The sequence below is a fragment of the Salmonella sp. 32031103-2018-00083-FB-01-SM-01 genome (genome assembly GCF_017571995.1).
In the GTDB taxonomy this organism is placed as follows: Bacteria; Pseudomonadota; Gammaproteobacteria; order Enterobacterales; family Enterobacteriaceae; genus Salmonella; species Salmonella enterica.
On the sequence record NZ_JAGEQL010000008.1, the window covers coordinates 33459 to 58691 of the forward strand.

Genomic DNA, 25233 nt, shown 5'->3' on the forward strand with positions numbered 1-25233 from the left:
GGCTATGTATCACCTTCGAGTTCCGCAAACAGAAGAAGAATTAGAACGTTACTACCAGTTTCGCTGGGAGATGCTGCGTAAACCGCTGCACCAGCCGAAAGGGTCGGAACGGGATGGCTGGGATGCGTTGGCGCACCATCAAATGGTGGTGGACGAAGAAGGAAACTTAGTTGCAGTGGGCCGCCTGTATATCAATGCAGATAACGAGGCGTCTATCCGTTTTATGGCTGTACATCCCTCGGTACAGGATAAAGGGCTGGGGACATTAATGGCGATGACTCTGGAGTCTGTCGCCCGCCAGGAAGGCGTTAAGCGCGTCACCTGCAGCGCGCGCGAAGATGCGGTTGAGTTCTTTGCCAAACTCGGGTTTGTCAATCAGGGGGAGATTACTACGCCCACAACCACGCCAATCCGCCATTTTCTGATGATTAAACCGGTAGCATCGCTGGATGATATCCTGCATCGCGGCGACTGGTGCGGGCAGCTTCAGCAGGCCTGGTATGAGCACATTCCATTGAGTGAAAAGATGGGGGTGCGCATTCAGCAGTACACCGGGCAAAAATTTATTACCACGATGCCGGAAACCGGTAATCAAAATCCGCATCACACGGTGTTTGCCGGCAGCCTGTTCTCCCTGGCGACGCTGACCGGATGGGGACTTATCTGGCTGATGCTCCGTGAACGCCACCTGGGCGGGACGATTATTCTTGCTGACGCTCATATTCGCTACAGTAAACCCATTAGCGGAAAGCCAAACGCCGTGGCTGATTTGGGGTCGCTAAGCGGTGATTTGGACAGGCTGGCGCGGGGTAAAAAAGCGCGTGTCCAGCTGCAGGTTGAACTGTTGGGCGGCGAGACCGCTGGGGCAATTTTCGAAGGCATTTATATCGTACTACCTGCGAAACCGTTCGGCCCGTATGAAGAGGGCGGCAACGAGGAGGAGTAGCTGGACATATCCAACTACTCGATGAAGGCATCCGCTGGTAGTTTAAAGCGTTGTGTAAGCGCTTTAATATGATTAACCGTTAGTGCTCTGCGGCCATTTAAGATGTTGCTGACGTTCGATTTAGAACCAAGTTCGTTGGCAAGATCTGCTGCTTTGAGACCGTATTGATCCATGAGCGTTCGCAATACTGAAACGCCAGGGGGCGTTTTCTCCAGGTGTTGGTTGAGTGCTTTGAATTCCGGCGCATGTTTTTCGTATTCACTGATTCGGGCACAGAGCAATTCAAATAGTGGGTTTTCAAGATCGTCGTGGTCGACCAGAAACTCCACTAGCGCTAGTGCCCTGCGATACTCATTGTCATTTCGGTCTTCCCCCATCAGTGGGACGCTTTTTACCGCATCGCTGAAGGTATCAACGATCTTTTTTGCGCTGGTTGCATCCATCTGACGATGAGTTCTCATTCTTTATTACCCCGATAATATGCGGTCAGTTTGTCATATTCGGCATGGGAAACGATATGTTTCACAAATATCTTATGTAACCTGAAATCTATGTAGGAAATGAGTCTCAGGCTGTTACCAGAAACATCAATCACCCACCATTTATCTCTGTACTTAAAATTATCCAGTGAAGGAATATACCGCTTCATCTCTTCAGGCTGAGTGAATGTTTTTTTCTCAAGAACATTCAGCAACTCAGTGAGGGCAAGCTCATGGTTTGGATACATGAGCATCGCTTCATTGAACGGTTTTCGGCTGATAACATGCACAATGTAGTTCCATTACAAAGTTTTCAACCTGAAAACAATTTAGCGCAACGTTATCCAGTTTTCAAGTTGAAAACAAAATTGAATTTTAGGTCATTTTGCCTGTTGATGGACTTACAACACGCCAGGCCACATCTCGCATGGCGCTTCGTGCCGTCTTGCTCACGCCGCCCAATTGGAAAAAACCGTGGATAACGCCGAGATAGCGCTGGCAAGTACACGCCACGCCCTGGTCGTTCAGACGGTGATATAGCGCTTCGCCTTCATCACGCAGTGGGTCGAACTCTGCGGTGAGGATATGCACCGGCGGTAAACCGGCAAAATCTTCACGCCATATCGGACTGGCTTCCGGGTGGCGGAGGTCGGTATCCTGGAGATACATTTCGAAACCCGATAACAGCGTATCGCGGGTGATGATGTAGTCTTGCCCGTTGCTGGCATAGCTGGGGAAACTGGCAGTAGCGTCAAGCATCGGGTAGATCAACAGCAGCTTCGCCGGAGACCAGTGGGCGGTGGATTTCAGGCGTAGCGCGCTGACCAATGCCAAGTGCCCGCCTGCGCTGTCGCCAGCAAGCGTGATACGTTCACGATCGATGCCTAACTGCTCCGCGTATTGATGGACGATATTGGCCCCGCGTTCAGCGTCGTCATGAGCCGCAGGGAAGGTGTGTTCTGGCGCAAGGCGATACTGAATGGCAATCACTCTACAGCCGCTTTTCCAGGCCAGTTGCCGTAGCTGGGGTCATGAGTCAGAAAGCCGCCGCTAACAAAACAGCCGCCGTGATAGTAGAGGATACAGGGTAGAGAACCGGATGCGTTTGGCGGCGAAACGACGCGAAATGTCATCCCTTCCAGCACGATATCTTCCGAACTCACCCGAATTTCTTTCTCACCCGCCAGCGACGTGCTGGCAATATAACCCGCTCTCCGGTCATCAATATTCTGCTCTCGTGAAGAGGGACGGCCCGCGGCGATAAACCCAGCGACCAGTTCGGCAATTCCTTTTTCCAGTGGCATATAACGCTCCTTTGACTGTATGTATGTACAGTTTATAACCTGGTTCGTTGGGGATGGAAAGTGGTGAAACGAGGGGATGATGATTCTGGATAGAGGTTCGCAAAAAATGGAATGCGGTTGGCGCTGGGTTTTTAATTTTTGTACTGTGAAACGATGATGCTATACGCCATTGACGTATAGATTATTTTCACTACTATAAGCCAATGGCGTATGGAATATGCAATTTATAGAAACGGAACTCTTTACTGAAGATGTTAAAAAACTGCTCGATGATGATGAATACCATAAGCTTCAGGTTTTTATGGCTCAGCATCCAGATTGTGGTGATGTCATTCAGGAAACGGGCGGCCTGAGAAAAATGCGCTGGGGAGCGCGAGGCAAAGGAAAGCGTAGTGGCGTGCGAATTATCTATTTTCACCGTAGTCAACGGTATGAGATTCGCTTGCTTCTGATTTATCAAAAAGGCATTAAAGATGATCTCACGCCGCAGGAAAAAGCGGTGCTTCGTATGCTGAATGAGAGGTGGTAGATGGATAAAGTGTTATTTGAGCGATTAACTCAAAGTATGTCTCAAATGAATGAAATCATTGAAGGGACCCGTAAGCCTTCTCGTACCTTTCATATTGATGCAATGAAGATTAAAGAAATACGGCAGGCATCTGGGTTGTCGCAATCTAAGTTTGCAGAACTGATTTCGGTCAACGTGGATACGCTGCGCAACTGGGAGCAAGGAAGACGCTCACCGACAGGGCCAGCCAAAGCATTACTTCGCGCCATTGCCAACGACCCGAGAAACGTTATACAAGCATTGCGTTATTGAGCAATGATCCGGCTAACGTAGATTGCTAGCCGGTATACCAGAGAACTTATTCCCCTTCCCCCGGGAACAGGAACGGGTTGATGGAACTGCGGGCGAAGCCCTCCTGTTCCATGCGTGCGTCCAGCACCAGCGAGGCGAGGTCGTCGGCCACTGCTTCTACTTTCGGGTCCTTTTCCTGATACAGAATCTTCAGGTAAGTCCCGCAATCGCCGCAGCTTTCGGCTTTCACCGCAGCCTGCTCATTTTCCAGCGACCAGTAGTGTAAGTCGCGGCTCTGTTCGCAGTTACTGCATTTTACGCGCACGACATGCCATTCGGTTTCGCACAGGTTACAGTGCAGATAACGCAGCCCCTGCGTGGTGCCGATCTGCACCATGCTGGAGACCGGCATCGAACCGCACACCGGGCAATACTGGCGCGCTTCACCGTATTCCGCGCGGGCTTTGCCTGGAATCAAGCTGGCCATTTGCGCCCAGTAAAGGGAGAGCGCGGCCCAGATAAACGGGGCTTTATCGCTGCTGACGGAGGCAAAATCCGAGGCAAACAGCGCGCTGGCCATCTGCTCCAGCTCCTGCTCTGAGGCTTTCTCCAGGTTCTCGATCACTGCCAGCGCCGGGCCGCTCATCTCGGGTTTTAGCTCGGCAATTAACGAATGCAGCAGTTTTTGCCAGTGCTTATCACGCGGCAGCACGTGGATATCCAGCGGCGGCTTGCCCTGGTCGTTCGCTTCTTTAATACGTGCGGTCAGATCCATCTCCAGCGGATGGTCGTACAGTACCACTTCCTGCGCGTGCGCGATAAGCGCGGCAAAGCGCAGGTAATCGCCCAGCGGGTTATTTTCAGCCAGCTCGCGCAGACGTTCGGCGCGGCGGTTGTAGACGTTTTTGAGTCGGGGGAACAATAACGGCGGAATCATATCCGCCGTACGTTTCTCGCTCGACCCCAGCTCATCTTGCGGGATTATGCGAATACTCATTCAGTTTCTTTTTCCGTTGTCTTGCGGACTTCTCGGTACCAGCGCGGGTGATGTTTCTTCGCCCACGACCGGGTTACCCAGCCTTCCACCATCGCGGTAATGGTGCCTTTCACCCAAAGGGCGGCGTAGATATGCACCATGATAACCACAATTAACGCTACTGCGGCAAAAGAATGCAACATTAACGCGAATCGGATCACCGGGATTGAGAAAGCAGGCGCAAAGTACGGACGCCAGATAATTACCCCGCTCACCAGCAGCAGCACCAGGAAGATAATCGCCGCCCAGAATACGCATTTCTGACCGAAGTTATAACGCCCGGTGTCACCCACTTCCTCGTTGACGACGATCTTACGAATATTCTTCGCCCAAAAGATATCATCCCGATTGATTAGATTGTGGTGCCAATAACGGAAAAACATGATGATGAACGAGGCAAACATAACCACGCCCACAAACGGGTGCAGAATTCGCGCCAGTTGTGGGGTGCCCAGGATATGCATCAACCAGTTGAAGGATGGGAATAAAAAGCCCAGCCCACTCACCGCCGCCAGCACGAAGCAGAAGGCGACGATCCAGTGGTTGATGCGTTCCGGCGCCGTATAGCGCACGATGGTGTCACGTCGTTTCATTTGCGCACCTCGTCTTTCTCTTCATGCAGGTTGTCATCTTCCTCTTCCGCGCGGTTCGGACCGACGCCGACATAGTGGAAGACGCTGGCGGCAAAGGTCGCGGCAAAACCGAACGCGGCGAGCGGTTTCCAGACGCCTTTCCAGAACTTAACGGTTTCGCTGATTTCCGGGTTTTCCGGCAGACCGTGATACAGATTCGGCTTGTCGGCATGATGCAGCACGTACATGACATGCGTACCGCCTACGCCCGCCGGATCGTACAGACCCGCATTGTCATAACCACGGGTTTTTAGTTCCGCCACCCGCTCGCCCGCCAGCGTTTTCATATCCTCTTTCGAGCCAAAATGAATGGCGCCGGTTGGACAGGTCTTCACGCAGGCCGGCTCCTGGCCGACCACCACACGGTCAACGCACAGCGTACATTTATAGACGCGGTTGTCTTCCGGGTTGAGGCGCGGCACGTTGAACGGGCAGCCAGCGATACAGTAGCCGCAGCCGATACACTGCTCGGACTGGAAGTCGACAATACCGTTAGCGTACTGAATGATCGCCCCTTCCGCCGGACAGGCTTTCAGGCAGCCTGGATCGGCGCAGTGCATACAGCCATCCTTACGGATCAGCCACTCCAGTTTGTCGTTCTGTTCCACTTCCGAGAAGCGCATCACCGTCCAGGATTTCGCGGTTAAGTCCGCCGGGTTGTCATACACCCCGACGTTATTGCCCACTTCATCACGGATGTCGTTCCACTCGGAGCACGCCACCTGACACGCTTTACAGCCGATACAGGTGGTGACGTCGATGAGTTTCGCCACCTCTTCCTGGTGGTCCCGCGCCTGGGGCGCGGGGGTGAAACCGTTAGTGGCGGAACGACGAATGATGTCTTGCGATTGATAAGCCATAGGTCGTCTCCGTTACACCTTTTCCACGTTCACAAGGAAGGATTTAAACTCCGGCGTTTGCGTGTTCGCATCGCCGACGAAAGGCGTTAACGTATTGGCTATAAAACCTTTTTTCGCCACGCCTTCGTAGCCCCAGTGAATAGGAATACCGATGGTATCGATATCCTTGCCGTCCGCTTTCAGCGTGCGAATACGCTTGGTCACCACCGCTTTGGCTTTGATATAGCCGCGGTTCGAGGAGACCTTCACGGTATCGCCATGCGCGATGCCGAGCTTATTCGCCAGCTTCTCGCCAATTTCCACAAACTGTTCCGGCTGGGCGATAGCGTTAAGCAACGCGTGCTTGGTCCAGTAGTGGAAGTGCTCGGTCAGACGGTAAGTGGTTCCGACATACGGGAACTTATCCGCTTTACCCAGCGCGTCGGCATCGTCTTTAAAGATACGGGCGGCAGGGTTAGAGATAACGTTCGGGTGCAGCGGGTTAGTGCCCAGCGGCGTTTCAAACGGCTCGTAGTGTTCCGGGAACGGCCCTTCCGCCATCTTATCGATAGCAAACAGGCGACCCATCCCTTCCGGCTGCATGATAAACGGTCCGACGTCGCTGCCGGGCGCGGCGGCGCTGTAGTCCGGAATATCCCATCCGGCCCATTTTCCACCTTCCCATTTCAGTAGCTGACGTTTCGGGTCCCAGGGATTACCCTGCGGATCGGCGGAGGCGCGGTTATACAGAATACGGCGGTTAAGCGGCCATGCCCATGCCCAGCCCAGCGTGTTGCCGAGACCAGACGGGTCGGCGTTATCACGACGCGCCATCATGTTGCCTTCCGGCGTCCAGCTACCGGCGAAAATCCAGCAGCCGCTGGACGTCGTACCGTCATCGCGCAGTTGCGCGAACGAACTGAGCTGTTGACCTTTCTTCACCACCACCGCGCCGGTTGCCGGGTCGATAAGATCGGCCAGCGCTTTACCGTTACTTTCCATCGCCACTTCTTCAGAGGCGGGTTCGTATGGTTTGGTGTAGTTCCAGGTCATATTCAACACCTGTTCCGGGTTGGCGCCGCCCTGTTCAGAGTACATCTTACGCAGGCGTAAGAAGATACCGGCGAGGATTTCGCCGTCGGTCATGGCAATTCCCGGGGCGTCCGCGCCCTTCCAGTGCCACTGTAACCAGCGACCGGAGTTAACGATGGAACCATTTTCCTCGGCAAAACAGGTGGAAGGCAGACGGAACACTTCGGTCTGGATTTTCGCGGGATCAACGTCGTTCGACTCACCGTGGTTTTGCCAGAAGGTGGACGTTTCGGTGTTGAGCGGATCGATAGTCACCAGGTACTTCAGTTTGGAAAGCGACGCGACCACTTTGTTTTTGTTCGGGAATGAGGCCACCGGGTTAAAGCCCTGGCAGATATAGCCGTTGACCTTGCCCTGTTTCATCATCTCGAAGTACTGCAACACGTCGTAGCCTTTGTCCCACTTCGGTAGCCAGTCGAAGCCCCAGCTATTTTCCGCTGTCGCTTTATCACCAAAGAAGGCCTTCATCATTGAGACGAAGAATTTCGGATAGTTACCCCAGTAGTTGACCTGATCCTTCAACAATGGCTTCGGCGTATTGGCAGCCAGATAGGTTTGCAGGTCGGTCTGTTTTTCGCTCGGCAGCGTCAGGTAGCCCGGCAGACTTTGCGACAGCAGTCCTAAGTCGGTCAGTCCCTGAATATTGGAGTGACCGCGCAGGGCGTTAACGCCGCCGCCCGCCATCCCCATGTTACCGAGCAGAAGCTGGATCATCGCCATAGTACGGATGTTCTGCGCGCCGATGGAATGCTGCGTCCAGCCCAGCGCGTACAGGAACGACGCGGTTTTATCTTTTGCGCTGGTTTCTGCAATGTACTCGCACACTTTCAGGAAGTCCGCTTTCGGCGTACCGCAGATATTTTCTACCACGTCCGGCGTGTAGCGTGAGACATGCTGTTTCAACAGATTCCAGACACAGCGCGGGTGTTGCAGTGTCGTATCGCGTTTGGCAAAACCGTTTTCGTCCAGCTCATAGTGCCAACTGGTTTTATCGTACTGCCGCTTGTCTGCGTCGTAGCCGGTGAACAGACCATCATCGAAGCCAAAATCTTCACGCACGATCAGGCTGGCATTGGTATAGGCCTCGGTGTATTCACGGTTGTATTTTTCGTTAGTCAGCAGATACAGCATCACGCCTGACAAGAAGGCAATGTCAGTACCAGAGCGTATTGGCGCATAGAAATCGGCCACCGACGCGGTACGCGTAAAGCGCGGATCGATCACAATCAGCTTCGCGCCGTTGTGAATTTTGGCTTCCATCGCCCAGCGGAACCCGACCGGGTGAGCTTCTGCGGCGTTACCGCCCATCACCACGACGAGGTTGGCGTTCTTGATGTCGACCCAGTGGTTGGTCATCGCACCGCGACCAAATGTTGGAGCAAGACTTGCTACCGTTGGTCCGTGTCAGACACGCGCCTGGTTGTCGACCGCGAGCATACCCAGCGCGCGGGAGAATTTTTGCGTTAAATAACCCGTCTCGTTACTGGATGCGGAAGCGCACAGCATCCCGGTGGTGAGCCAGCGGTTAACGGTAACGCCTTCGGCGTTCTGCGCCTGATAGTTGGCGTCGCGATCTTCCTTCATCAGTTTAGCGATGCGGTCAAACGCTTCTTCCCAACTGATCTGTTGCCACTTATCTGAACCCGGCGCGCGGTATTGCGGGAATTTCAGGCGGCTTTCAGAGTGGATAAAGTCCACCAGACCGGCCCCTTTCGGGCACAGCGCGCCACGGCTTACCGGATGATCCGGGTCCCCTTCGATATGGAAAATAGATGCTTTGGCGTTTTTCGCACCGTCGCCGAGGCTGTACATCAACAGCCCGCAGCCAACGGAACAGTAGGTGCAGGTGTTACGGGTTTCGCGGGTGCGCAGCAGTTTATATTGCCGTGTTTCCGCTAGCGCTACGCCGGGCGCGAAGCCCAGTGCCGCCGCCGTGGTGCCTGCCATACCGCCAGCGCAGATCTTAAAGAACTGCCTTCTGCTGACCTGCATGGTTTGCTCCTTGTTTCGACATTGTCACTTCTCTTTCACATTTCTCTATCCGAAACGCTCAGGGAGTGGTTGTTATTTTTCTTTGCGGACGGGCCCGCAAAGGTTCAGAATTGGATAAATTTTCCTCCATCCGGGAGGAGTTGTAACAGAATACCATAATGTTGGTGTGTGTGTTCTTATATGGTTAAAAGAAAGTGAACAATATACTGTCTGAAGAAGTCCTAAATGTGACTGATTTCACAACCTCACGCCAGTTGACTCTCTGGAAACGCGAGGATTTGCAGTCCCCCCAACTTGATGATGTTGCCGAGGAAGTGCCTGTGGCACTGGTGTATAACGGTATTTCGCATGTCGTTATGATGGCCTCTCCAAAAGATCTGACGCATTTTGCAATGGGGTTTTCTCTGTCGGAAGGGATCATTGACAGCCCGCGTGAAATCTATGGCATGGACGTTGTACCGTCCTGTAACGGACTTGAAGTGCAGATTGATCTTTCCAGCCGTCGATTTATGGGGCTGAAAGCGCGTCGTCGCGCGCTGGCCGGACGCACCGGTTGCGGCGTGTGTGGCGTGGAACAGCTCAATGACATCGGTAAGCCGGTGCAACCCCTGCCGTTTAGCCAAACGTTTAATCTCGGTAACCTTGATCGCGCGTTAAAACATCTGAATGATTTTCAACCGACGGGTAAGCTGACGGGTTGTACGCACGCTGCGGCGTGGGTCTTGCCGTCGGGTGAACTGGCGGGGGGCCATGAAGATGTCGGACGCCACGTTGCGCTGGATAAACTGCTCGGCCGCCGCGCCACGGAGGGTGAGGAATGGCGGCAAGGCGCGGCGCTGGTTTCCAGTCGCGCGAGTTACGAAATGGTGCAGAAGTCGGCGATGTGCGGTGTGGAAATTTTGTTTGCGGTTTCTGCTGCCACCACGCTCGCGGTTGACGTCGCTGAACGGTGTAATCTTACGCTGGTGGGGTTCTGTAAGCCGGGTCGGGCGACGATTTATACCCATCCGCAGCGGTTAATCGCAGACTAAAATAGTACCCTCTACATTTGCGTAAAATATATATTATTAATTTAATATATATTTTATGTAGAATGATGGTGTATGAAATATATATTTTCTGGATTTTACAGCCTCTCTTAATAACGGAATGACGTATAGTGGCGAGGCCATATTTTCGTTAAAATAAGAGAACCCCAATGTAAATATACAAAAGGCAATTAAATGAAAAGGAATTTATTATCCTCAGCGATAATCATTGCGCTAATGACCCTGGGCGCAACAGGATGTGATGACAATAATGTTAAAACCGAGGCGACGCCGGCCGCCAGCAGTCAGCCTGCGACGCCAGCGCCTTCTCAGACGCCGGAAACGCAATCTGACGAAAGTCCAGCGCAGCCCTCAGCAGCGAAGCCAGAAACGGCAACTCAGCCCCCGGCGGCGAAGCCAGAAACGCCAGCTCAGCCGGAGGTTGACGCTGAAGAAGTTTATAGTGAAAAAATGGATGTCTATATCGATTGTTTTAATAAACTTCAATTGCCCGTTCAGCACAGTCTGGCGCGTTACGCGGATTGGGTGAAAGACTTTAAAAAAGGTCCGACAGGGAAAGAGAGCCTGGTTTATGGCATTTATGGTATTACGGAGTCTTACATAACGAATTGCCAGAAAGAGATGAAACAGGTGGCCGCCTTAACGCCATTGCTTGAGCCTATTGATGGCGTTGCCGTTAGCTATATTGATAGCGCCGCCGCGCTGGGTAATACCATTAACGAAATGGAAAAATATTATACCCAGGAAAACTATAAAGATGATGCCTTTGCTAAAGGTAAGGCGCTGCATCAGACATTACTGAAGAATATTGAGGATTTTAAACCCGTCTCGGAAAAATATCATGAGGCTATTCAGGAAATAAATGACAAACGGCAATTGACACAGTTGAAGAAAATAGAAGAATCGGAAGGTAAAACATTTAACTATTATTCTCTGGCTGTCATGATTTCGGCAAAGCAGATCAACAAGGTTATTTCTGCCGATACCTTTGATGCCGAAGCGATGATGAAAAAAGTCGCGGAACTGGAAACAATGATTGCGCAATTGAAACAGTCGGATACTGATGGACGGAATTTTCCTTTCGTTAATTCTGCGGCGGATTATCAGCTAAAAGCTAAAAAATATATTCGTCGCATCAGGGACAATGTTCAGTATTCTGATTTTGAAAAGAAACGGGTGCAGGACCCTGCAACAGGATGGATGGTTGCGGATTCTTATCCGGCGTCGTTGAGAAGTTATAACGAGATGGTGGATGATTATAATCGCCTGCGTTGAGTGACGGCACATTAACTGCGTGCAGGCTGGCGCAAGCGCCTATAAAATTACGCTATAACGCCAATAAAAAGCGCCGATCAGGCGCTTTTTTCGTTCATGTGTTCTTCGTCAGGCAATATCCGTAAAAATAGCTGACGTAACATTAACTAAGGAGAGTTATTAGGAAAACCAGTAATCTGAAGCTATCACAAGATGTTGACGTCACGCTGGAAGACACTGGTAGTGTAATTGAGGATCGGCATTTATATGGAAAGCATTTATCCCGCCTGATGCGAAAATTCTGGGCCTCTTCAGCATAGGGCGGCCCAGCCTTCATCACTTATAGGGTGTCACGCCCAACTGTTCTGTAAGACGTTAATTAATACCCGCCAGCCGCAGCAGTGCGGTCACCAGCGCGGCGGCGATAATCACCACAATAAGCGGCATTTTACGCCAGGCTAAAAATACGGCGAAGCCAACCCCAAGAACGCGCGCCATTCCGGCAAAATGTTCGCCTTCGTAAAAGGTGGTCGCCAGCGCGACGGAGAATAGCAGCACCGTTGCCGCATCCGAGAGCAGAGCCTGTGAGCGCTCAGACAGCGCCAGACGGCTGCCAAGTTTCGCGCCGCCGAGGCGCATCAAATAGGTTCCCGCAGATAAAAGAGCAATACCGATAATAAATAGCGTCATATTGCCCATTATTTTTTCCTCGCCAGTAGGCCAAGCAGCGAAAGCAACACCGGCAATCCGGCAGCCACAAAGGGAACGGCGGCAAGCGACAGCGCGGCGCCGCTGCAACCACGAATCAATGTGGTGCGGTTTTTAAACGCCGGGATCACCAGCGCCAGTAAGATTGCCGGGAATACGGCATCCAGACCAATGGTTTCTGGGGCCGGGAGCAGTTTGCCGACACCTGCGCCAATCAGTGTGCCAATCGGCCAGAATAGGGCGACGCCCAGACCGCATAGCCAGTAGGCGGCTTTACGTTGTTCGGGTGTTTTTTGCGACAGGCCGAACACCACGCTCTCATCATTCATGATATGGCAGCCGAAAAAGCTGGCGGCGCGGGTGCCAACCAAATCGCGCACCGTTACGCCAAACGGCACGTGGCGCGCATTCACCAGTAGTCCTGCCGCCGCCGCCGCTAACGGATTGCCGCCGCTGGCAACAATGCCGATAAACATAAATTCGGACGCGCCCGCCAGCACAAAAATAGAGAGGACAAACGGCACCCACAGTGGGAAACCGTAGGCCATCGCCAGTGAGCCATAGGACATGCCGACGACGCCCACGGCCAGGCACACTAAAAATATCGCTTTTATCGTGTCTCCCTTGAGACAGGAAAAATAGTGTTTCATCTTCTTTAGTCATATCGAACGAATTTTCATTATAATGAACGGAACAGATTTGCTTTACAAGACGAACATTTCGTTCGTTATAGTGAACGTTGGATGCTTTATGACACAACCTATTAGCGTCATTGCCAGAAGCCTGGTACGCGAACGCCAGCGAACCGGACTGTCGCTGGCGGAGATTGCGCGGCGCGCAGGCATCGCTAAATCTACGCTTTCACAACTGGAAGCAGGGAACGGCAACCCCAGTCTGGAGACGTTATGGTCGCTATGCGTCGCGCTCGACATTCCCTTTGCCAGGCTGCTGGAGCCGCAGGTACAAAAAACGCAGGTGATTCGCCGCGGAGAGGGCACCAAAGTCGTGGCGGAGCAGGCGCATTATCAGGCGATATTACTGGCGGCGTGTCCGCCCGGCGCGCGGCGTGATATCTATCTGCTGTTGACGCAGCCGGGGGCCGACCGGATCTCTCACCCGCATCCGCCGGGGTCGGTGGAACATATTATTGTTACGCAGGGAAAAGCCCTCGTCGGCTTAACCGAGGCGCCGGAAGAGCTGGCGGAGGGCGATTACATTTGTTATCCCGGCGACCAGGCGCATATCTTTAAAGCGCTGGAACCGGATACTCAGGCTATCCTGGTAGCGGAGCAGAATTGAAATTGCCGGATGGCGGCGTAACCGCCTTATCCGGCCGACAAAAAATAAAACCGTAGGCCCGGTAAGCTTGCGCCACCGGGCACACGACTTACTGCAGATAGAACACCTCTTTTAGCTCTGCGCTGACCGGGCTGTTATCCGGATTCGCGGGCATAACGTCACGCATATGTTTCCACCAACGCTGGCAAACGTCGGTGCTGGCAACGGCATTCCAGCGCTCCTCGGATTCAATCTCAACGGTGGCGAACAGCAGATTGCGCTCCTGATCGAGATAAATCGCGTAGTGATGCGCGCCGTGAGATTTTAATACGGCTTCCAGCTCCGGCCAGATTGGGTTATGACGACGCTGATACTCCTCGTGCGCGTCGGCATTTACCTGCATCACAAAGGCTTTGCGGATCATAACGCCTCCAGGTACAGCTCGCGAACTTCATCGCGGCTGGCGGTGCGCGGGTTACACGGCGCGCACGGGTCGGCGAGGGCTTTATCCAGCCAGCCTTCGATATCTTCTTTTGTGACGCCCAGCTTGCTGAAACCTTCTGGAATGCCGACGCGTTTGCTCAGCGTACGGATAGCGTTAATCGCTTCCTGACTTGCGGCTTCGTCAGACATACCGCGCGTCTCCACGCCCATCGCCTGTGCGATGCGGGCAAAACGCGCGACGGCGTTCGGACGGTTAAAGTTCTCGACAATTGGCAGCAGGATAGCGTTGCAGACGCCGTGCGGCAGGTTATGAGTTGCGCCCGGCTGGTGCGCCAGCGCGTGAACCAGCCCCAAACCGGCGCTGTTGAACGCCATGCCTGCCAGGTACTGGCCGAATGCCATTTGCTCACGGGCTTCGAGGTTATGACCATCGTCAACCGCTTTCGGTAGCCACACATTGATTAAGCGAATCGCTTCCAGCGCGTTAGCGTCGGTGAGCGGATGCGCGCCAACGGAGACATAGGCTTCCACCGCATGGGTCAGGGCATCCATGCCGGTTGCGGCGGTCACAGAAGCCGGGATTTCCAGCATGACGCTGGCGTCATCCACGGCAATATCCGGGATGATATTCGGGTCGATGATCACCTCTTTGACCTTACGGGCAGAGTCGATAATCACCGCGTTGCTGGTCATCTCGGCCGCGGTACCTGCCGTAGTATTAATCGCTACCAGCGGTACGCCGGCGTTTTTCACTTTGCCGACGCCGGAGTAGGCGGTAGATGGACCTGGGTTGGCGGTCAGAATTTTCACCGCTTTTGCGGTATCGATCGGGCTGCCGCCGCCGAAGGCGATAATGTAGTCACATTCTGCGCTCTGATACGCCGCAAAACCTTTCTGCACCAGCTCTTCTGTCGGATTTGGGAACACCTCATCAAACAGGTGGTAAGACATTTGATGTTCATCCAGTGCGCTAAACAGGCTATCCAGCAGGCCCAGCTTTACCAGTTGACCATCGGTAACGATCAGCGCTTTGCCCCATTGCTTATTCGCCACGAGGTTCACCATATCGGCAATCGCTCCAGCGCCATGCAGGCTAATTTTTGGCAGTGCCAACATAAAGCTCATCACTATTCTCCTTAAAAAAATTCCCTGTTGCCCGATGGCGCTACGCTTATCGGGCCTACGGTAAAATGCGCACCGTCCTGTAGGCCGGATAAGGCAAAGCCGCATCCGGCGTTGAGTTGGGAGGTATCAGTACAGATCTACGGCGCTGGCCAGCGGTGTCACACCAAAACGTTTGCCGAGTGCGACCAGTTCTTCGCGCGTGATGGTCTGCTTCATACCGCCCATCGAATAGATTTTGACTAATACCTCAGCGGATTTCTCTGCGGTATCTATCAAACCGAAGGTTTCATCCAGCGTAGGTCCGCTTCCGAACACGCCGTGGAACGGCCACAGTACCAGCGAATGTTTCTGCATTTCTTGCGCGGTGGCCTGGCCGATTTCATCGGTGCCTGGCACCATCCACGGCAGAATGCCGACACCGTCCGGGAATACCACCAGACATTCGGTGCTGCCTTCCCACAGTTTGCGGGTGATCAGCGCAGTGTTGTTTTCCAGTACGTAGGTGAGGGCGATCAGGTTAGTCGCATGGCAATGCATAATGACGCGGTCTTTGCCGTGGGTGGCTTTGATGCGTTCGCAGTGGGAGAGGAAATGCGCCGGGAGTTCAGAGGTGGGTACCGCGTCGTGGGTTAAGCCCCACAGAATGTGGTAGCCTGCGCCGTCGCTGTCGATTTTGACCACGCCTAAATTGGCTGCCGGATCGAGCTGCACGTTGCGGAAGAATTTGCCGGAACCGGTAACGATAAACGGCGTATTCGCCAGCAGCGGCATGGGTTGACTTAGCGCGATATAGCGCGGTTTTTCGTGGAAATTAGCCGCAAAAGGCGCGATATCGGTTTCATCCAGACGCAGCGTCAGGTTACCGCCATTACGTTCGTCCCACCCTTTCAGCCACGCATCAGACGTGGCTTTAATCATGCCCTGGACAAACCAGGAATCGGTAATATTTTGCATGTTCGTGTTCCCATTCATTGCCCGAAGGTTATTCGGGTCTTACGTAGGCCGGATAAGCGCAGTGCCATCCGGCAATCGTGTTTCATTTATTGCCGGGTAGCGACGCGGGCGTCTTATCCGGCCTACAGATCAGGTGTCGCTGTCAGCTACGTTTGCTCAGGATCTCTTTTTCGTAGGTGCGAACGCTGTCCAGCCACTGGCTGCCAGCCGGCGTGCCGTGACGCTGGCAATACATTTCCCAGACGGCCTGCCACGGCAGAGATTTCTGCTCTTCCAGCAGCGCCAGACGCGCGGTGTAATCGCCGCTGGCTTCAAGCTGACGCAGTTGATCTGTGGGTTCCAGCAGAGCGCGCAGCAGCGCTTTTTTCATGTTGCGGGTACCGATAACCCACGCGGCGACACGGTTGATAGAGGCGTCGAAGAAATCCAGGCCGATATGCACACGGTCGAACAGGTTATGACGGACGATCTCGCTGGCAATTGCCTGGGTTTCATCGTCCAGGAGCACCACGTGGTCGCTATCCCAGCGTACCGGGCGGCTGACGTGCAGCAGCAGCCGTGGCACGTAGAGCATGGCGGCGGAAATTTTGTCGGAAATCACTTCAGTGGGATGGAAGTGGCCCGCATCCAGGCACAGCGCGGTCTGACGGCTGGTGGCGTAGCCCATGTAGAACTCATTGGAGCCGACGGTGTAGCTTTCCGCGCCGATGCCAAACAGTTTGCTTTCGACGGCGTCGATGTGGTGCGCCGGGTCGAATTTCTCGCTAATGACCTCATCCAGCGCTTCCAGCAGGCGCTGGCGCGGGGCTAAACGGTCGACGGTAATGTCTTTCATGCCGTCCGGGATCCAGATGTTCATCACCGACGGCGTACCGAGCTGCTCACCAAAGTATGCCGAGACGCGGCGGCTGGCCTTGCAGTGATCGATCCAGAACTGGCGAATTTTCGCGTCTGGATGAGAGAGGGTAAAACCGTCAGCGCTCAGTGGATGAGAAAAACAGGTGGGGTTGAAATCCAGCCCCAGCCGGTTCGCTTTCGCCCACTCCACCCAGTTTTTAAAATGCTCCGGTTTGATCTGGTCGCGGGCAACCGGCGTATCCGACTCAAGGTAGATAGCGTGCAGGTTCAGCCGTTTTGGGCCTGGGATCAGGCGCAGCGCCTGTTCCAGATCGGCGCGCAGTTCGGTGGCGTTACGCGCTTTGCCCGGATAGTTGCCGGTTGACTGAATTCCGCCCGTCAACGAACCTTCCGGGTTCTCGAATCCGGCAACATCGTCGCCCTGCCAGCAGTGCATGGAAACCGGCAGGCGATCGAGCTGGCGCAGCGCCTCCTCGACATCAATACCTACTGCGGCGAAACGTTGTTTTGCCAGTTCCCAGGCTTGTTCCAGTTGAGTGGTCATGCGCAAAGCTCCTTTGTCTGTCGTTTGGGTTGAAACTGCGCAACGTGGCGGGCAATTTCACTATCAGGATTAGGGATATAGGTTGTCAGGTCGTAGTTAGCGCTGACGACCTGACGGAAGTCATCGACGTTGTTTAATTCGTCGAGGGTCATAAGCTGAATACCAATATTGCCAAGGGTGGAGGCTTCAACCGGCCCGGCCATCACGCGAATACCACATGCATCGGCGCACAACTGGTTGAGTAGCGCGTTTTGGCATCCGCCGCCGACAATATGCAGTTGGGTAAATTTTTCGCCGCGCAGATTTGCCAGTTCGTGCAGAATGTCGGCATACAACAGCGCCAGACTGTCGAAAATGCAGCGCGCCAGTTCGGCATCGCTGACGGGAACGGGCTGGTCGGTCTCGCGACAGGCGGCCTGGATTTCGGCGCGCATATCGTCAGGATTGATAAAGCGATCGTCATTCGGGTTAATCAGGAAACGGCAGGCCGGCAGCGCTTCTGTTTGGGCAATAAGCGCAGGCAGATCGGTAATGCGCCGTTCTTTCAGCACACGCTGGAGCAGCCACAAACCCATAATGTTTTTCAGTACCCGATAACGCCCTTCCGCGCCGCCTTCGTTGGTGATATTGGCAGTCAGCGCGTTGTCGGTGGTGTAGGGCATTTTGCTTTCAAAACCTATCAACGACCAGGTGCCTGAAGACAGGTAAGCGCTATGTTTATTTGCCAGCGGAGAGGCAATAACGGCGCTGGCAGTATCGTGGCTGGCGACGGCTACCACCGGAATACGGTTGCCCTGCGGGCAAATCCAGTCGCCGATAACATTGCCAGGGTGCGAGGGGCGACCGAACCAGCTCTTTTTCGCGCCAGTCCACGCCAGCAGGGTATCGTCCCAGTCATCGGTATTGATATTGACCAATTGAGTGGTCGTGGCGTTGGTATATTCCCAGTTCATTTCACCGGTCAGGCGGTAGCTGAAATAATCAGGCATCAGCAGCGCATGAGCGACCTGCGCTGTTAACTCAGGCTGTTGTTTCGTCAGCGCGCGTAGCTGATAGATGGTGTTAAACGGCAGAAACTGAATCCCGCTGCGGCGATAGATTTCGCTTTTGCCGATCTGGACCAGCGCTTGCGACATGATGCCCGTGGTACGGTTATCGCGGTAGGAGACCGGCAGGCCGACACGCTGACCTTGTTTATCCAGCAGGACATAATCGACGCCCCAGGTGTCGATGCCGATGCTGTCGATAAGAATGCCTTCATTGCAGACTTTCTTCAGACCAAGACGGATATCCTTTTCCAGACTGTCGATGTCCCAGGTGTCAAACCCGTCTGTTTTTTGTAGGCAGTTCACAAAACGGTGAATTTCACGTAGCGTCAGGGTACGGTGTTTGCTGTCGTAACGCGCCAGCATCACGCGCCCGCTGGATGCGCCGAGATCAACCGCGACACAATGGCGAAAAGTCATAATCAGGTCCTTCTTAGAGTCATTGCGCACAGTCTAAAAAAGCCCTCAAAGACCTACCTTCTCGTTACTGACAGGAAAATGAGCCGCTGGCAACAAGGCAAAGATGAACGTGATAGCGTTCACAGTTTCTACTAATAGGCCGGTGTGATGTCGTCCGCATTTCCCGCTTTTTCCCGCCTTTTCTTGAAAAAAAGACCATGTTTGCGCGCTTTAGCGTCAAAAATTTAAGGTGAGGCCGATAGCCCTTAATTACTATTCGGACATGTTGAATTCAGGAGGAAGCAACCATGACCGTACTGCATAGCGTGGATTTTTTTCCATCAGGTAAAGCGCCCGTGGCGATTGAACCCCGTCTGCCGCAAGCCGCTTTCCCTGAACATCATCATGATTTTCATGAAATCGTGATTGTGGAACACGGTACGGGCATTCATGTATTCAACGGGCAGCCGTATACCATCAGCGGCGGTACCGTGTGTTTTGTTCGCGATCACGACCGGCATTTATATGAACATACCGACAACCTATGCCTGACGAATGTACTGTGGCGTTCGCCGGACGCTTTCCAATTCCTGGCGGGGCTGGATCAATTGCTGCCGCAGGAGCAGGATGGTTACTATCCTTCGCACTGGCGGGTGAATCAGAGTGTGTTGCAGCAGGTGCGCCAGTTGGTCGGTCTGATGGAGCGCGCCGGAGACAGCATGGATGCGCCTGCCGTGGCGAATTGCGAAATTTTGTTTATGCAACTACTGGTGTTGTTGCGCCGCAGTAGCCTGATGGAAGGCGCAACCAATAACGACGCCAAACTCAACCAACTGATGGCATGGCTGGAAGACCATTTTGCGGAGGAGGTCTGCTGGGAGGCGGTAGCTGAACAGTTTTCGCTGTCGCTACGCACGCTGCATCGTCAGCTTAAACAGCATACCGGGCTGACGCCGCAACGTTACCTTAATCGCCTGCGTTTGATCAAAGCCCGGCATTTATTACGCCATAGCGATCATAGCGTGACAGAAATCGCGTACCGCTGCGGTTTTGGCGACAGTAACCACTTTTCGACTCTGTTTCGCCGAGAATTTAACTGGTCGCCGCGGGATATCCGTCAGGGACGCGATGCGATAATCCAGTAACGCGAACGCTATCAACGTTTTCGTCGCCAATATGCTGATAATTATACCCTTTAATACCGGATGGCGTCTGCGCCTTACCTGGCCTACGGCGGCGAGCGGTAGACAGAATAAGCGTAGCGCCATCCGGCAAGCATTCAACATGAGGTGCTGCGGTGGCAAATCAGTTAATCCTTTTGAAAAAAGATTTTTTTACTGATGAGCAGCAGGCCGTTACGGTTGCCGATCGCTATCCACAGGATGTTTTTGCGGAACATACGCATGAGTTTTGTGAACTGGTGATGGTCTGGCGGGGCAATGGCCTACACGTTCTTAATGAGCGCCCATACAGAATTACCCGCGGCGATCTGTTTTACATTCGTGCTGAAGACAAACACTCCTATACCTCCGTTAACGATCTGGTGCTGCAAAATATCATTTACTGCCCGGAGCGTTTGAAACTCAATGTAAACTGGCAGGCGATGATTCCCGGCTTTCAGGGAGCGCAGTGGCATCCTCACTGGCGGCTGGGCAGTATGGGAATGAATCAGGCGCGGCAGGTCATTAACCAGCTTGAACATGAGAGTAATGGGCGCGATCCGCTGGCGAATGAGATGGCGGAATTGCTGTTTGGTCAACTGGTGATGACGTTAAAACGGCATCGCTACGCGACCGACGATCTTCCGGCAACCTCCAGAGAAACGCTGTTGGATAAATTAATTACCGCTTTGGCTAATAGCCTTGAGCGTCCCTTTGCGCTGGATGCGTTTTGCCAGCAGGAACAATGCAGCGAACGGGTGCTGCGGCAGCAGTTTCGCGCCCAAACCGGGATGACGATTAATCAATATTTACGCCAGGTCCGTATTTGCCACGCGCAGTATCTGCTTCAGCATAGCCCGCTGATGATTAGCGAGATTTCGATGCAGTGCGGTTTTGAAGATAGTAATTATTTTTCAGTGGTGTTCACGCGGGAAACCGGGATGACGCCGAGCCAATGGCGTCATCTCAGTAATCAAAGCGATTAACTGGCCATGCCTAAACCGACAATATTCGCCGCGATAATAATTACCACGCAGCCGAGGCTTAATACGGCAACGGGACGGCGGCCAGCATTTTTCCACTCTTTTAGCACCAGACCGACAAGCCCCCCGCACAGCACATAGAAGCTCATGTGCAGCATCCAGCTCATGTAGTCATATTGCGCGGGAATGCGCGCGTGACCCCAGGCATAGAAAAAGAACTGTAAATACCACATCAGACCGCCAAGCGCGGACAGCAGAATATTGCTGATAATCAACGGTCTTGCCAGCGAGAAGTCGGCTTTTATCGACAGATTTTGTACTTTTGCCAGGCGGATAAAACAGAAACCGAGGTTAACCAGCGCGCCGCCGCCCATAATCACCACGTAACTCGGCAGCGCGACATAGAGCGGGTCAACGCCAAGCGCGGCAGCAGCTTCATGCATCGGTTTCGCGGCGTTCATGGCAAAAGACATCCCCGCCGAGAAAATACCGCACATCACTGCCAGCAGAAGCCCTTTCTTCAGATTGAACTCCTCCGCTTTAATGCCCATTTTGCGTTCTTTTAACTGTCCGGCGCGCGTCACAATCCCGACGCCGATCAGCGCGACAAAAACGCCAAGTAGCGTCATGCGTCCCCCTTCGGTATGGATTAACACATCGAAGTTACCGTTGATGATAGGCGTCATCAGCGTGCCGACGATAAGCGTAATGCCAATAGCGATGCCGATACCCATCGACATCCCGAGATAACGCATAGTCAGACCGTAGTTAATATTGCCGATGCCCCACATGGCGCCGAACAGAAAAACCGGTAAAAGGGTGGAGAGGTTAAACTGTCCATAATAGGCCCAGAAATCAGGCAGTAACAGAGCGCTAATTGTCCACGGCAGAATAAGCCAGGAGACGATGCCGCCCACTGACCACATGGTTTCCCATGACCACTGTTTCACTTGCTTGAACGGAGCATAGAAGCAGGCTGCACTGGCCGCCCCTATCAAATGCCAGAAAATACCCATCGTAATCGCGTTACTCATGACATGTTCCTCATTATTTTTTATGGACGGGATACCCCTTCCGTTTGCATGAGTTTAAAAATTACGCCGCCTGGTAACCTTATAACGATTGCCGCCGTTGGGTGTATTCTGGCAATCAGCACGTTAATGAAGTGATTAACTTCACGTTTTAAAAAAGTCGGAGCGCATCATGACCGTCTGGATGTTATTTAAATCAGTGGGTAATATTGGTTTTCTAAAATACCTTCATCATAACGACACGAAACGACTTAGCTGGCAGCAATGCAAAGAAAACGCTGCGTGAGCTCACATAATGGGAATAGTCTGACTTACCGTTTGATAAAAAGGTAGTTATACAGTAATTATTTAGTTGTTTTATTTGTATTTACAATTTAAATATATTGAAATTAACGTTAGGAATCAATGAAATATAAATATAGGGAAATCCCTATATTGGCTTTGTTGATGGTGTTTTGATTTTTATGTTATATGGCGAATATAAATTTCATTTATTTTATTTTGCTTTTTGAACATTATCCCAATTTTAAATTAAAGATCTTTGCCTATATTGTCGCCATTCACATTGCGTATTATGGTTGTAACGGCCTGACATAAAACAACGTTTTAATTTTAAATTAAATGGATTCTGTTATGAGAAAATCTCTTTTCTTACTATTACCTCTTGTTGTAACAAATGCGCATGCAGTATATGTCGATGTTCGTCATGAATATCTTGACGACAGTAAAGCTAACTATGACCGTGCGTATATTTCTCATCGGTTTGCGAATGGTTTTGGTTTTGCGATAGAAGCTATCTCAAAATCAGGCGGGGATGACACCAATAAAGCGTTTAATGACCTGGAAACACAGGGCAACGAATATACGATAAGCTACCAATTTAAAACCGGTGATGTCGCCTGGCAACCGGGTTTTGTGCTGGAAACCGGCAATGGTTACTCTACCTATAAGCCTTACTTCCGCGCGACGTGGACATTAAATGAAAGCTGGTGGGTTGGTGCGCGCTATCGTTTTGAATATGTACGCCGTTCTTCTGATATCCGTGATGATGATACCATCAATCGTATGGATGTCTGGGCGGGTTATAAATGGAACAACTTTGACTGGACAATCGAAGGAATTTATAAGAAAGCTGATAAATATGATCTTTACGATGGCGGCAAAGATAACTATGAATATAACTTCAGAACTGCCTATATTATTGATCAATGGTCGCCATTCGTTGAGGTAGGTAATGTTTCCGTCAATAGCAACAGCGATGAAAGACAAACCCGTTTCCGCGTGGGTATAGGCTACACATTCTAATCATTATCCCTGTTTATTATTTATTCCCTTTTCCGGCTACTTTATAGGTAGCCGGTTTTTTTTACCTGGTGATGACCTGCGGATAATTATTATCGTGCGTTGGCCGGATAAGACGCGAATCGCCATCCGGCAACGAGATGTGCAGGAAACTATGCGCTTACATGATGCCCAGTAGACGGGGTAAGAACAGTGTGATTTCCGGAATGTAGGTAATTAATAACAGAACGCCGATAATCGCGCCGTAAAAAGGCAGCAACGGTTTAATCACTTCCTCAACTTTGACCTTACCGACGCTCGCCCCGACATATAAACCACTGCCAACTGGCGGCGTAATGGTGCCAATCGCCAGGTTATAGATCATGATAATGCCGAAATGCACCGGATCGACGCCCAGTTTAGCCATGATCGGCAGCAGAATTGGCGTAAAAATCAGAATGGCCGGACCGATATCCATAAATGCGCCGATAATCAACAAAAAAACGGTAATGACTAACAGGATAACCAGTTTATTGGCGGAAATACCGAGGATCATATCGCTCAGCGCCGCAGGAATATTGGTGATCGACATCGAGAAGGACATCGCCGAAGAGGTTGCCAGCAGGAACATGATGACCCCGGTCATTACCACTGTCTGGAGCAAAATCGAAGGCAAATCCTTAATTTTCAGCGTGCGGTAAAACACCATCGTCAGCAATAACGTATACACCACGGCAATCGCGGAGGCTTCAATGGCGGTGAAAATCCCCTGCACAATGCCGCCGACGATAATCACGATCAGCAGCAGGCTGGGAATGGCCTCAACGGCAACTTTTAGCGCCATGCCTTTTTGGACGGTGAAGAAAACCCGATAATTTCGACGCTTAGCGACCACCAGCGTGACCAGCATACAGCCAACGCCCCACAGCACACCCGCAACCAGACCGCCGGCGAACAGAGCGGCAATCGATGTTCCCCCGCTTGCCAGCGCATAAAGGATAAAAGCCGTGGTGGGCGGAATTAACATTCCCGTCGGCGCGGAGGCGATATTCACCGCGGCCGCAAAGCCGCGATCGTAACCTTCGCGCGCGCTCATCGGCACCATCACGCCGCCGATGGAGGTTGAGGCGGCAATTGCCGATCCGGAAATTGCACCAAACATCATATTGCCGACGATGTTGGTGTAAGAGAGCGAGCCGGGCAGTTTGCCAGTAAACAGTTTGGCAAAATTGACCAGTCGGGCGGCAATTCCCCCGCTATTCATGATCACCCCGGACAAAACGAAGAACGGCACGGCCAGCAAGGCAAAACTGTCCAGGCTGGAGAACATTTTTTGCGCGGTGGCGAACATCGAAATATCGAAAGGCAGTACCAGCATCATGGTGCTGAAAGAGGCGATGACGATGCAGATCCCGATAGGCGCGCCCATGGCCAGTAAAACAACAAAGACGGCAATTAGCGTACAGGACGCAAAAATAGGGTCAATCATGTGATTTCTCCAGAGTGTGCTCAGTGGTATCCGTGGCGGAATGGATAGCTTTCAGGGCGTCAACGATATTCAGCAGCCCATAGAGGATGATCAGTACGCCCGCGCAGGGGAGCGCGTAATAAATTTTCCCCATCGGAATGCCCAGCGCAGGGGAGATTTGCAGCATAGAAATCGCAGAAATCTTTAAGCCGCCGATAATCAATACCCAAATGGAAAACGCGATAAAAATGACCTGCAGAATAATATCCCACCAGCCGCGAATCGTCGGCGACACCTTATCCAGTAAGAGAGTCAGGCTGATATGCTGTTTTTGACCGGCGACAAAAGCCATGCCCAGCATTGATACCCACACCAGGAGAAATCGCAGCATCTCTTCGGTAAGGGTGCTGGGAACGCCCAGAATGTAGCGGCTCACCACCTGCCAGCAGGCGATGCCAACCATTATCGCCAGCACCAGGCAACAGATAGCGCCCAGCAATAAATCAAGTCCTTTTCTGAATGTGTTCATCTT

At 52.5% G+C, this 25233-nt stretch carries 25 protein-coding genes and 1 pseudogene; 9 read left to right on the top strand and 17 right to left on the bottom strand.

Features of this window, described 5'->3' with window-relative positions; translation table 11 throughout:
- Positions 1 to 4: 4 nt before the first annotated feature.
- Positions 5 to 946, top strand: coding sequence for a fatty acid biosynthesis protein FabY (gene fabY / locus J4614_RS19705; protein ID WP_001518251.1), 942 nt, complete (start codon positions 5 to 7; stop codon positions 944 to 946).
- Between the two features lie 14 nt (positions 947 to 960).
- Here the strand turns inward: fabY and J4614_RS19710 are convergent, their stop codons facing one another.
- The 3 genes and pseudogenes from J4614_RS19710 to J4614_RS19720 form a co-directional block, all read right to left on the bottom strand.
- Positions 961 to 1407, bottom strand: a complete 447-nt coding sequence (locus tag J4614_RS19710; RefSeq protein WP_001259009.1) for a type II toxin-antitoxin system HigA family antitoxin — start codon at positions 1405 to 1407, stop codon at positions 961 to 963.
- The gene (locus tag J4614_RS19715) at positions 1404 to 1715 is read right to left on the bottom strand and encodes a type II toxin-antitoxin system HigB family toxin (protein WP_000558166.1); all 312 of its coding nucleotides are present in this window, start codon (positions 1713 to 1715) and stop codon (positions 1404 to 1406) included. The genes J4614_RS19710 and J4614_RS19715 overlap by 4 nt, the downstream gene beginning before the upstream one ends.
- 85 nt (positions 1716 to 1800) lie before the next feature.
- Positions 1801 to 2729 (bottom strand): annotated as a pseudogene (locus tag J4614_RS19720) (alpha/beta hydrolase).
- A 217-nt stretch (positions 2730 to 2946) separates the two neighbouring features.
- Here J4614_RS19720 and J4614_RS19725 point away from each other — a divergent pair.
- The gene (locus J4614_RS19725) at positions 2947 to 3258 is read left to right on the top strand and encodes a cytotoxic translational repressor of toxin-antitoxin stability system (protein WP_001159630.1); all 312 of its coding nucleotides are present in this window, start codon (positions 2947 to 2949) and stop codon (positions 3256 to 3258) included.
- Positions 3259 to 3549, top strand: coding sequence for a DNA-binding transcriptional regulator (locus J4614_RS19730; RefSeq protein ID WP_000362052.1), 291 nt, complete (start codon positions 3259 to 3261; stop codon positions 3547 to 3549).
- Positions 3550 to 3595: 46 nt separating this feature from the next.
- On the opposite strand, the gene fdhE is transcribed toward J4614_RS19730, so the two are convergent.
- The 4 genes from fdhE to fdnG are packed head-to-tail and all read right to left on the bottom strand — an operon-like array spanning position 3596 to position 9119.
- Entirely contained in the window at positions 3596 to 4525 is a 930-nt protein-coding gene (gene fdhE, locus J4614_RS19735; protein ID WP_000027730.1) for a formate dehydrogenase accessory protein FdhE, read from the bottom strand.
- On the bottom strand, positions 4522 to 5157 hold the full coding sequence (gene fdoI, locus J4614_RS19740; RefSeq protein ID WP_000829025.1) for a formate dehydrogenase cytochrome b556 subunit: 636 nt from the start codon (positions 5155 to 5157) through the stop codon (positions 4522 to 4524). The genes fdhE and fdoI overlap by 4 nt, the downstream gene beginning before the upstream one ends.
- The gene (fdxH, locus tag J4614_RS19745; RefSeq protein WP_000331364.1) at positions 5154 to 6056 is read right to left on the bottom strand and encodes a formate dehydrogenase subunit beta; all 903 of its coding nucleotides are present in this window, start codon (positions 6054 to 6056) and stop codon (positions 5154 to 5156) included. The genes fdoI and fdxH overlap by 4 nt, the downstream gene beginning before the upstream one ends.
- A 12-nt stretch (positions 6057 to 6068) precedes the next feature.
- Positions 6069 to 9119, bottom strand: coding sequence for a formate dehydrogenase-N subunit alpha (fdnG, locus tag J4614_RS19750; protein ID WP_077248424.1), 3051 nt, complete (start codon positions 9117 to 9119; stop codon positions 6069 to 6071).
- 194 nt (positions 9120 to 9313) lie between these two features.
- On the opposite strand from fdnG, the gene fdhD reads away from it, so the two are divergent.
- Positions 9314 to 10150 carry a formate dehydrogenase accessory sulfurtransferase FdhD gene (gene fdhD, locus J4614_RS19755; RefSeq protein WP_001059742.1) on the top strand — a complete coding sequence of 279 codons (837 nt, stop codon included), beginning with the start codon at positions 9314 to 9316 and terminating at the stop codon, positions 10148 to 10150.
- Positions 10151 to 10342: 192 nt separating this feature from the next.
- A complete protein-coding gene (locus tag J4614_RS19760; protein ID WP_000828036.1) occupies positions 10343 to 11443 on the top strand; it encodes a YiiG family protein in 1101 nt (366 codons plus the stop codon).
- Positions 11444 to 11797: 354 nt separating this feature from the next.
- Here the strand turns inward: J4614_RS19760 and J4614_RS19765 are convergent, their stop codons facing one another.
- Both J4614_RS19765 and J4614_RS19770 read right to left on the bottom strand, forming a co-directional pair.
- Positions 11798 to 12121 (bottom strand): AzlD domain-containing protein, encoded by a 324-nt coding sequence (locus J4614_RS19765; RefSeq protein WP_000527675.1) that lies wholly within the window; start codon positions 12119 to 12121, stop codon positions 11798 to 11800.
- Positions 12121 to 12780 (bottom strand): AzlC family ABC transporter permease, encoded by a 660-nt coding sequence (locus J4614_RS19770; RefSeq protein ID WP_000683586.1) that lies wholly within the window; start codon positions 12778 to 12780, stop codon positions 12121 to 12123. The genes J4614_RS19765 and J4614_RS19770 overlap by 1 nt, the downstream gene beginning before the upstream one ends.
- Positions 12781 to 12880: 100 nt before the next feature.
- Here J4614_RS19770 and J4614_RS19775 point away from each other — a divergent pair, with 100 nt between their 5' ends.
- The gene (locus J4614_RS19775) at positions 12881 to 13429 is read left to right on the top strand and encodes an XRE family transcriptional regulator (RefSeq protein ID WP_001517951.1); all 549 of its coding nucleotides are present in this window, start codon (positions 12881 to 12883) and stop codon (positions 13427 to 13429) included.
- An 88-nt stretch (positions 13430 to 13517) separates the two neighbouring features.
- On the opposite strand, the gene rhaM is transcribed toward J4614_RS19775, so the two are convergent.
- The 5 genes from rhaM to rhaB form a co-directional block, all read right to left on the bottom strand.
- Positions 13518 to 13832 carry an L-rhamnose mutarotase gene (rhaM, locus tag J4614_RS19780; RefSeq protein WP_000619478.1) on the bottom strand — a complete coding sequence of 105 codons (315 nt, stop codon included), beginning with the start codon at positions 13830 to 13832 and terminating at the stop codon, positions 13518 to 13520.
- Positions 13829 to 14977 (bottom strand): lactaldehyde reductase, encoded by a 1149-nt coding sequence (fucO, locus tag J4614_RS19785; RefSeq protein ID WP_000009253.1) that lies wholly within the window; start codon positions 14975 to 14977, stop codon positions 13829 to 13831. Before fucO ends, rhaM begins: the two co-directional genes overlap by 4 nt.
- Positions 14978 to 15103: 126 nt before the next feature.
- On the bottom strand, positions 15104 to 15931 hold the full coding sequence (rhaD, locus tag J4614_RS19790) for a rhamnulose-1-phosphate aldolase (protein WP_001179697.1): 828 nt from the start codon (positions 15929 to 15931) through the stop codon (positions 15104 to 15106).
- Positions 15932 to 16073: 142 nt separating this feature from the next.
- A complete protein-coding gene (rhaA, locus tag J4614_RS19795) occupies positions 16074 to 17333 on the bottom strand; it encodes an L-rhamnose isomerase (RefSeq protein ID WP_080086741.1) in 1260 nt (419 codons plus the stop codon).
- Positions 17330 to 18799 carry a rhamnulokinase gene (gene rhaB / locus J4614_RS19800; protein WP_001631580.1) on the bottom strand — a complete coding sequence of 490 codons (1470 nt, stop codon included), beginning with the start codon at positions 18797 to 18799 and terminating at the stop codon, positions 17330 to 17332. Before rhaB ends, rhaA begins: the two co-directional genes overlap by 4 nt.
- A gap of 287 nt (positions 18800 to 19086) precedes the next feature.
- Between rhaB and rhaS the strand changes: the two genes are divergently transcribed.
- Positions 19087 to 19923, top strand: a complete 837-nt coding sequence (gene rhaS, locus J4614_RS19805; RefSeq protein ID WP_000217115.1) for an HTH-type transcriptional activator RhaS — start codon at positions 19087 to 19089, stop codon at positions 19921 to 19923.
- Between the two features lie 152 nt (positions 19924 to 20075).
- Complete coding sequence (gene rhaR, locus J4614_RS19810) at positions 20076 to 20924, top strand: HTH-type transcriptional activator RhaR (protein ID WP_000013292.1); 849 nt, start codon at positions 20076 to 20078, stop codon at positions 20922 to 20924.
- Here the strand turns inward: rhaR and rhaT are convergent.
- Complete coding sequence (rhaT, locus tag J4614_RS19815; protein WP_000063541.1) at positions 20921 to 21955, bottom strand: L-rhamnose/proton symporter RhaT; 1035 nt, start codon at positions 21953 to 21955, stop codon at positions 20921 to 20923. The genes rhaR and rhaT overlap by 4 nt on opposite strands.
- Positions 21956 to 22573: 618 nt before the next feature.
- On the opposite strand from rhaT, the gene J4614_RS19820 reads away from it, so the two are divergent.
- Positions 22574 to 23257 carry an oligogalacturonate-specific porin KdgM family protein gene (locus J4614_RS19820; protein ID WP_000378716.1) on the top strand — a complete coding sequence of 228 codons (684 nt, stop codon included), beginning with the start codon at positions 22574 to 22576 and terminating at the stop codon, positions 23255 to 23257.
- A 157-nt stretch (positions 23258 to 23414) separates the two neighbouring features.
- On the opposite strand, the gene J4614_RS19825 is transcribed toward J4614_RS19820, so the two are convergent.
- Together J4614_RS19825 and J4614_RS19830 are read right to left on the bottom strand one after the other, a co-directional pair.
- Positions 23415 to 24722, bottom strand: a complete 1308-nt coding sequence (locus J4614_RS19825) for a TRAP transporter large permease (RefSeq protein WP_000566800.1) — start codon at positions 24720 to 24722, stop codon at positions 23415 to 23417.
- A complete protein-coding gene (locus tag J4614_RS19830) occupies positions 24715 to 25230 on the bottom strand; it encodes a TRAP transporter small permease (protein ID WP_001091413.1) in 516 nt (171 codons plus the stop codon). Before J4614_RS19830 ends, J4614_RS19825 begins: the two co-directional genes overlap by 8 nt.
- Positions 25231 to 25233 lie beyond the last annotated feature (3 nt).

What these genes read in the sequence shown, in the direction of transcription:
- rhaT (WP_000063541.1), bottom strand. Translation starts at nt 21,955, where the DNA reads ATGAGTAACGCGATTACGATGGGTATTTTCTGGCATTTGATAGGGGCG.
- J4614_RS19825 (WP_000566800.1), bottom strand. Translation starts at nt 24,722, where the DNA reads ATGATTGACCCTATTTTTGCGTCCTGTACGCTAATTGCCGTCTTTGTT.
- J4614_RS19760 (WP_000828036.1), top strand. Translation starts at nt 10,343, where the DNA reads ATGAAAAGGAATTTATTATCCTCAGCGATAATCATTGCGCTAATGACC.
- rhaA (WP_080086741.1), bottom strand. Translation starts at nt 17,333, where the DNA reads ATGACCACTCAACTGGAACAAGCCTGGGAACTGGCAAAACAACGTTTC.
- J4614_RS19770 (WP_000683586.1), bottom strand. Translation starts at nt 12,780, where the DNA reads ATGAAACACTATTTTTCCTGTCTCAAGGGAGACACGATAAAAGCGATA.
- J4614_RS19765 (WP_000527675.1), bottom strand. Translation starts at nt 12,121, where the DNA reads ATGGGCAATATGACGCTATTTATTATCGGTATTGCTCTTTTATCTGCG.
- J4614_RS19710 (WP_001259009.1), bottom strand. Translation starts at nt 1,407, where the DNA reads ATGAGAACTCATCGTCAGATGGATGCAACCAGCGCAAAAAAGATCGTT.
- J4614_RS19730 (WP_000362052.1), top strand. Translation starts at nt 3,259, where the DNA reads ATGGATAAAGTGTTATTTGAGCGATTAACTCAAAGTATGTCTCAAATG.
- rhaB (WP_001631580.1), bottom strand. Translation starts at nt 18,799, where the DNA reads ATGACTTTTCGCCATTGTGTCGCGGTTGATCTCGGCGCATCCAGCGGG.
- J4614_RS19830 (WP_001091413.1), bottom strand. Translation starts at nt 25,230, where the DNA reads ATGAACACATTCAGAAAAGGACTTGATTTATTGCTGGGCGCTATCTGT.
- fucO (WP_000009253.1), bottom strand. Translation starts at nt 14,977, where the DNA reads ATGAGCTTTATGTTGGCACTGCCAAAAATTAGCCTGCATGGCGCTGGA.
- J4614_RS19775 (WP_001517951.1), top strand. Translation starts at nt 12,881, where the DNA reads ATGACACAACCTATTAGCGTCATTGCCAGAAGCCTGGTACGCGAACGC.
- rhaM (WP_000619478.1), bottom strand. Translation starts at nt 13,832, where the DNA reads ATGATCCGCAAAGCCTTTGTGATGCAGGTAAATGCCGACGCGCACGAG.
- fdoI (WP_000829025.1), bottom strand. Translation starts at nt 5,157, where the DNA reads ATGAAACGACGTGACACCATCGTGCGCTATACGGCGCCGGAACGCATC.
- fdhE (WP_000027730.1), bottom strand. Translation starts at nt 4,525, where the DNA reads ATGAGTATTCGCATAATCCCGCAAGATGAGCTGGGGTCGAGCGAGAAA.
- J4614_RS19820 (WP_000378716.1), top strand. Translation starts at nt 22,574, where the DNA reads ATGGATTCTGTTATGAGAAAATCTCTTTTCTTACTATTACCTCTTGTT.
- rhaS (WP_000217115.1), top strand. Translation starts at nt 19,087, where the DNA reads ATGACCGTACTGCATAGCGTGGATTTTTTTCCATCAGGTAAAGCGCCC.
- fabY (WP_001518251.1), top strand. Translation starts at nt 5, where the DNA reads ATGTATCACCTTCGAGTTCCGCAAACAGAAGAAGAATTAGAACGTTAC.
- fdxH (WP_000331364.1), bottom strand. Translation starts at nt 6,056, where the DNA reads ATGGCTTATCAATCGCAAGACATCATTCGTCGTTCCGCCACTAACGGT.
- J4614_RS19725 (WP_001159630.1), top strand. Translation starts at nt 2,947, where the DNA reads ATGCAATTTATAGAAACGGAACTCTTTACTGAAGATGTTAAAAAACTG.
- rhaD (WP_001179697.1), bottom strand. Translation starts at nt 15,931, where the DNA reads ATGCAAAATATTACCGATTCCTGGTTTGTCCAGGGCATGATTAAAGCC.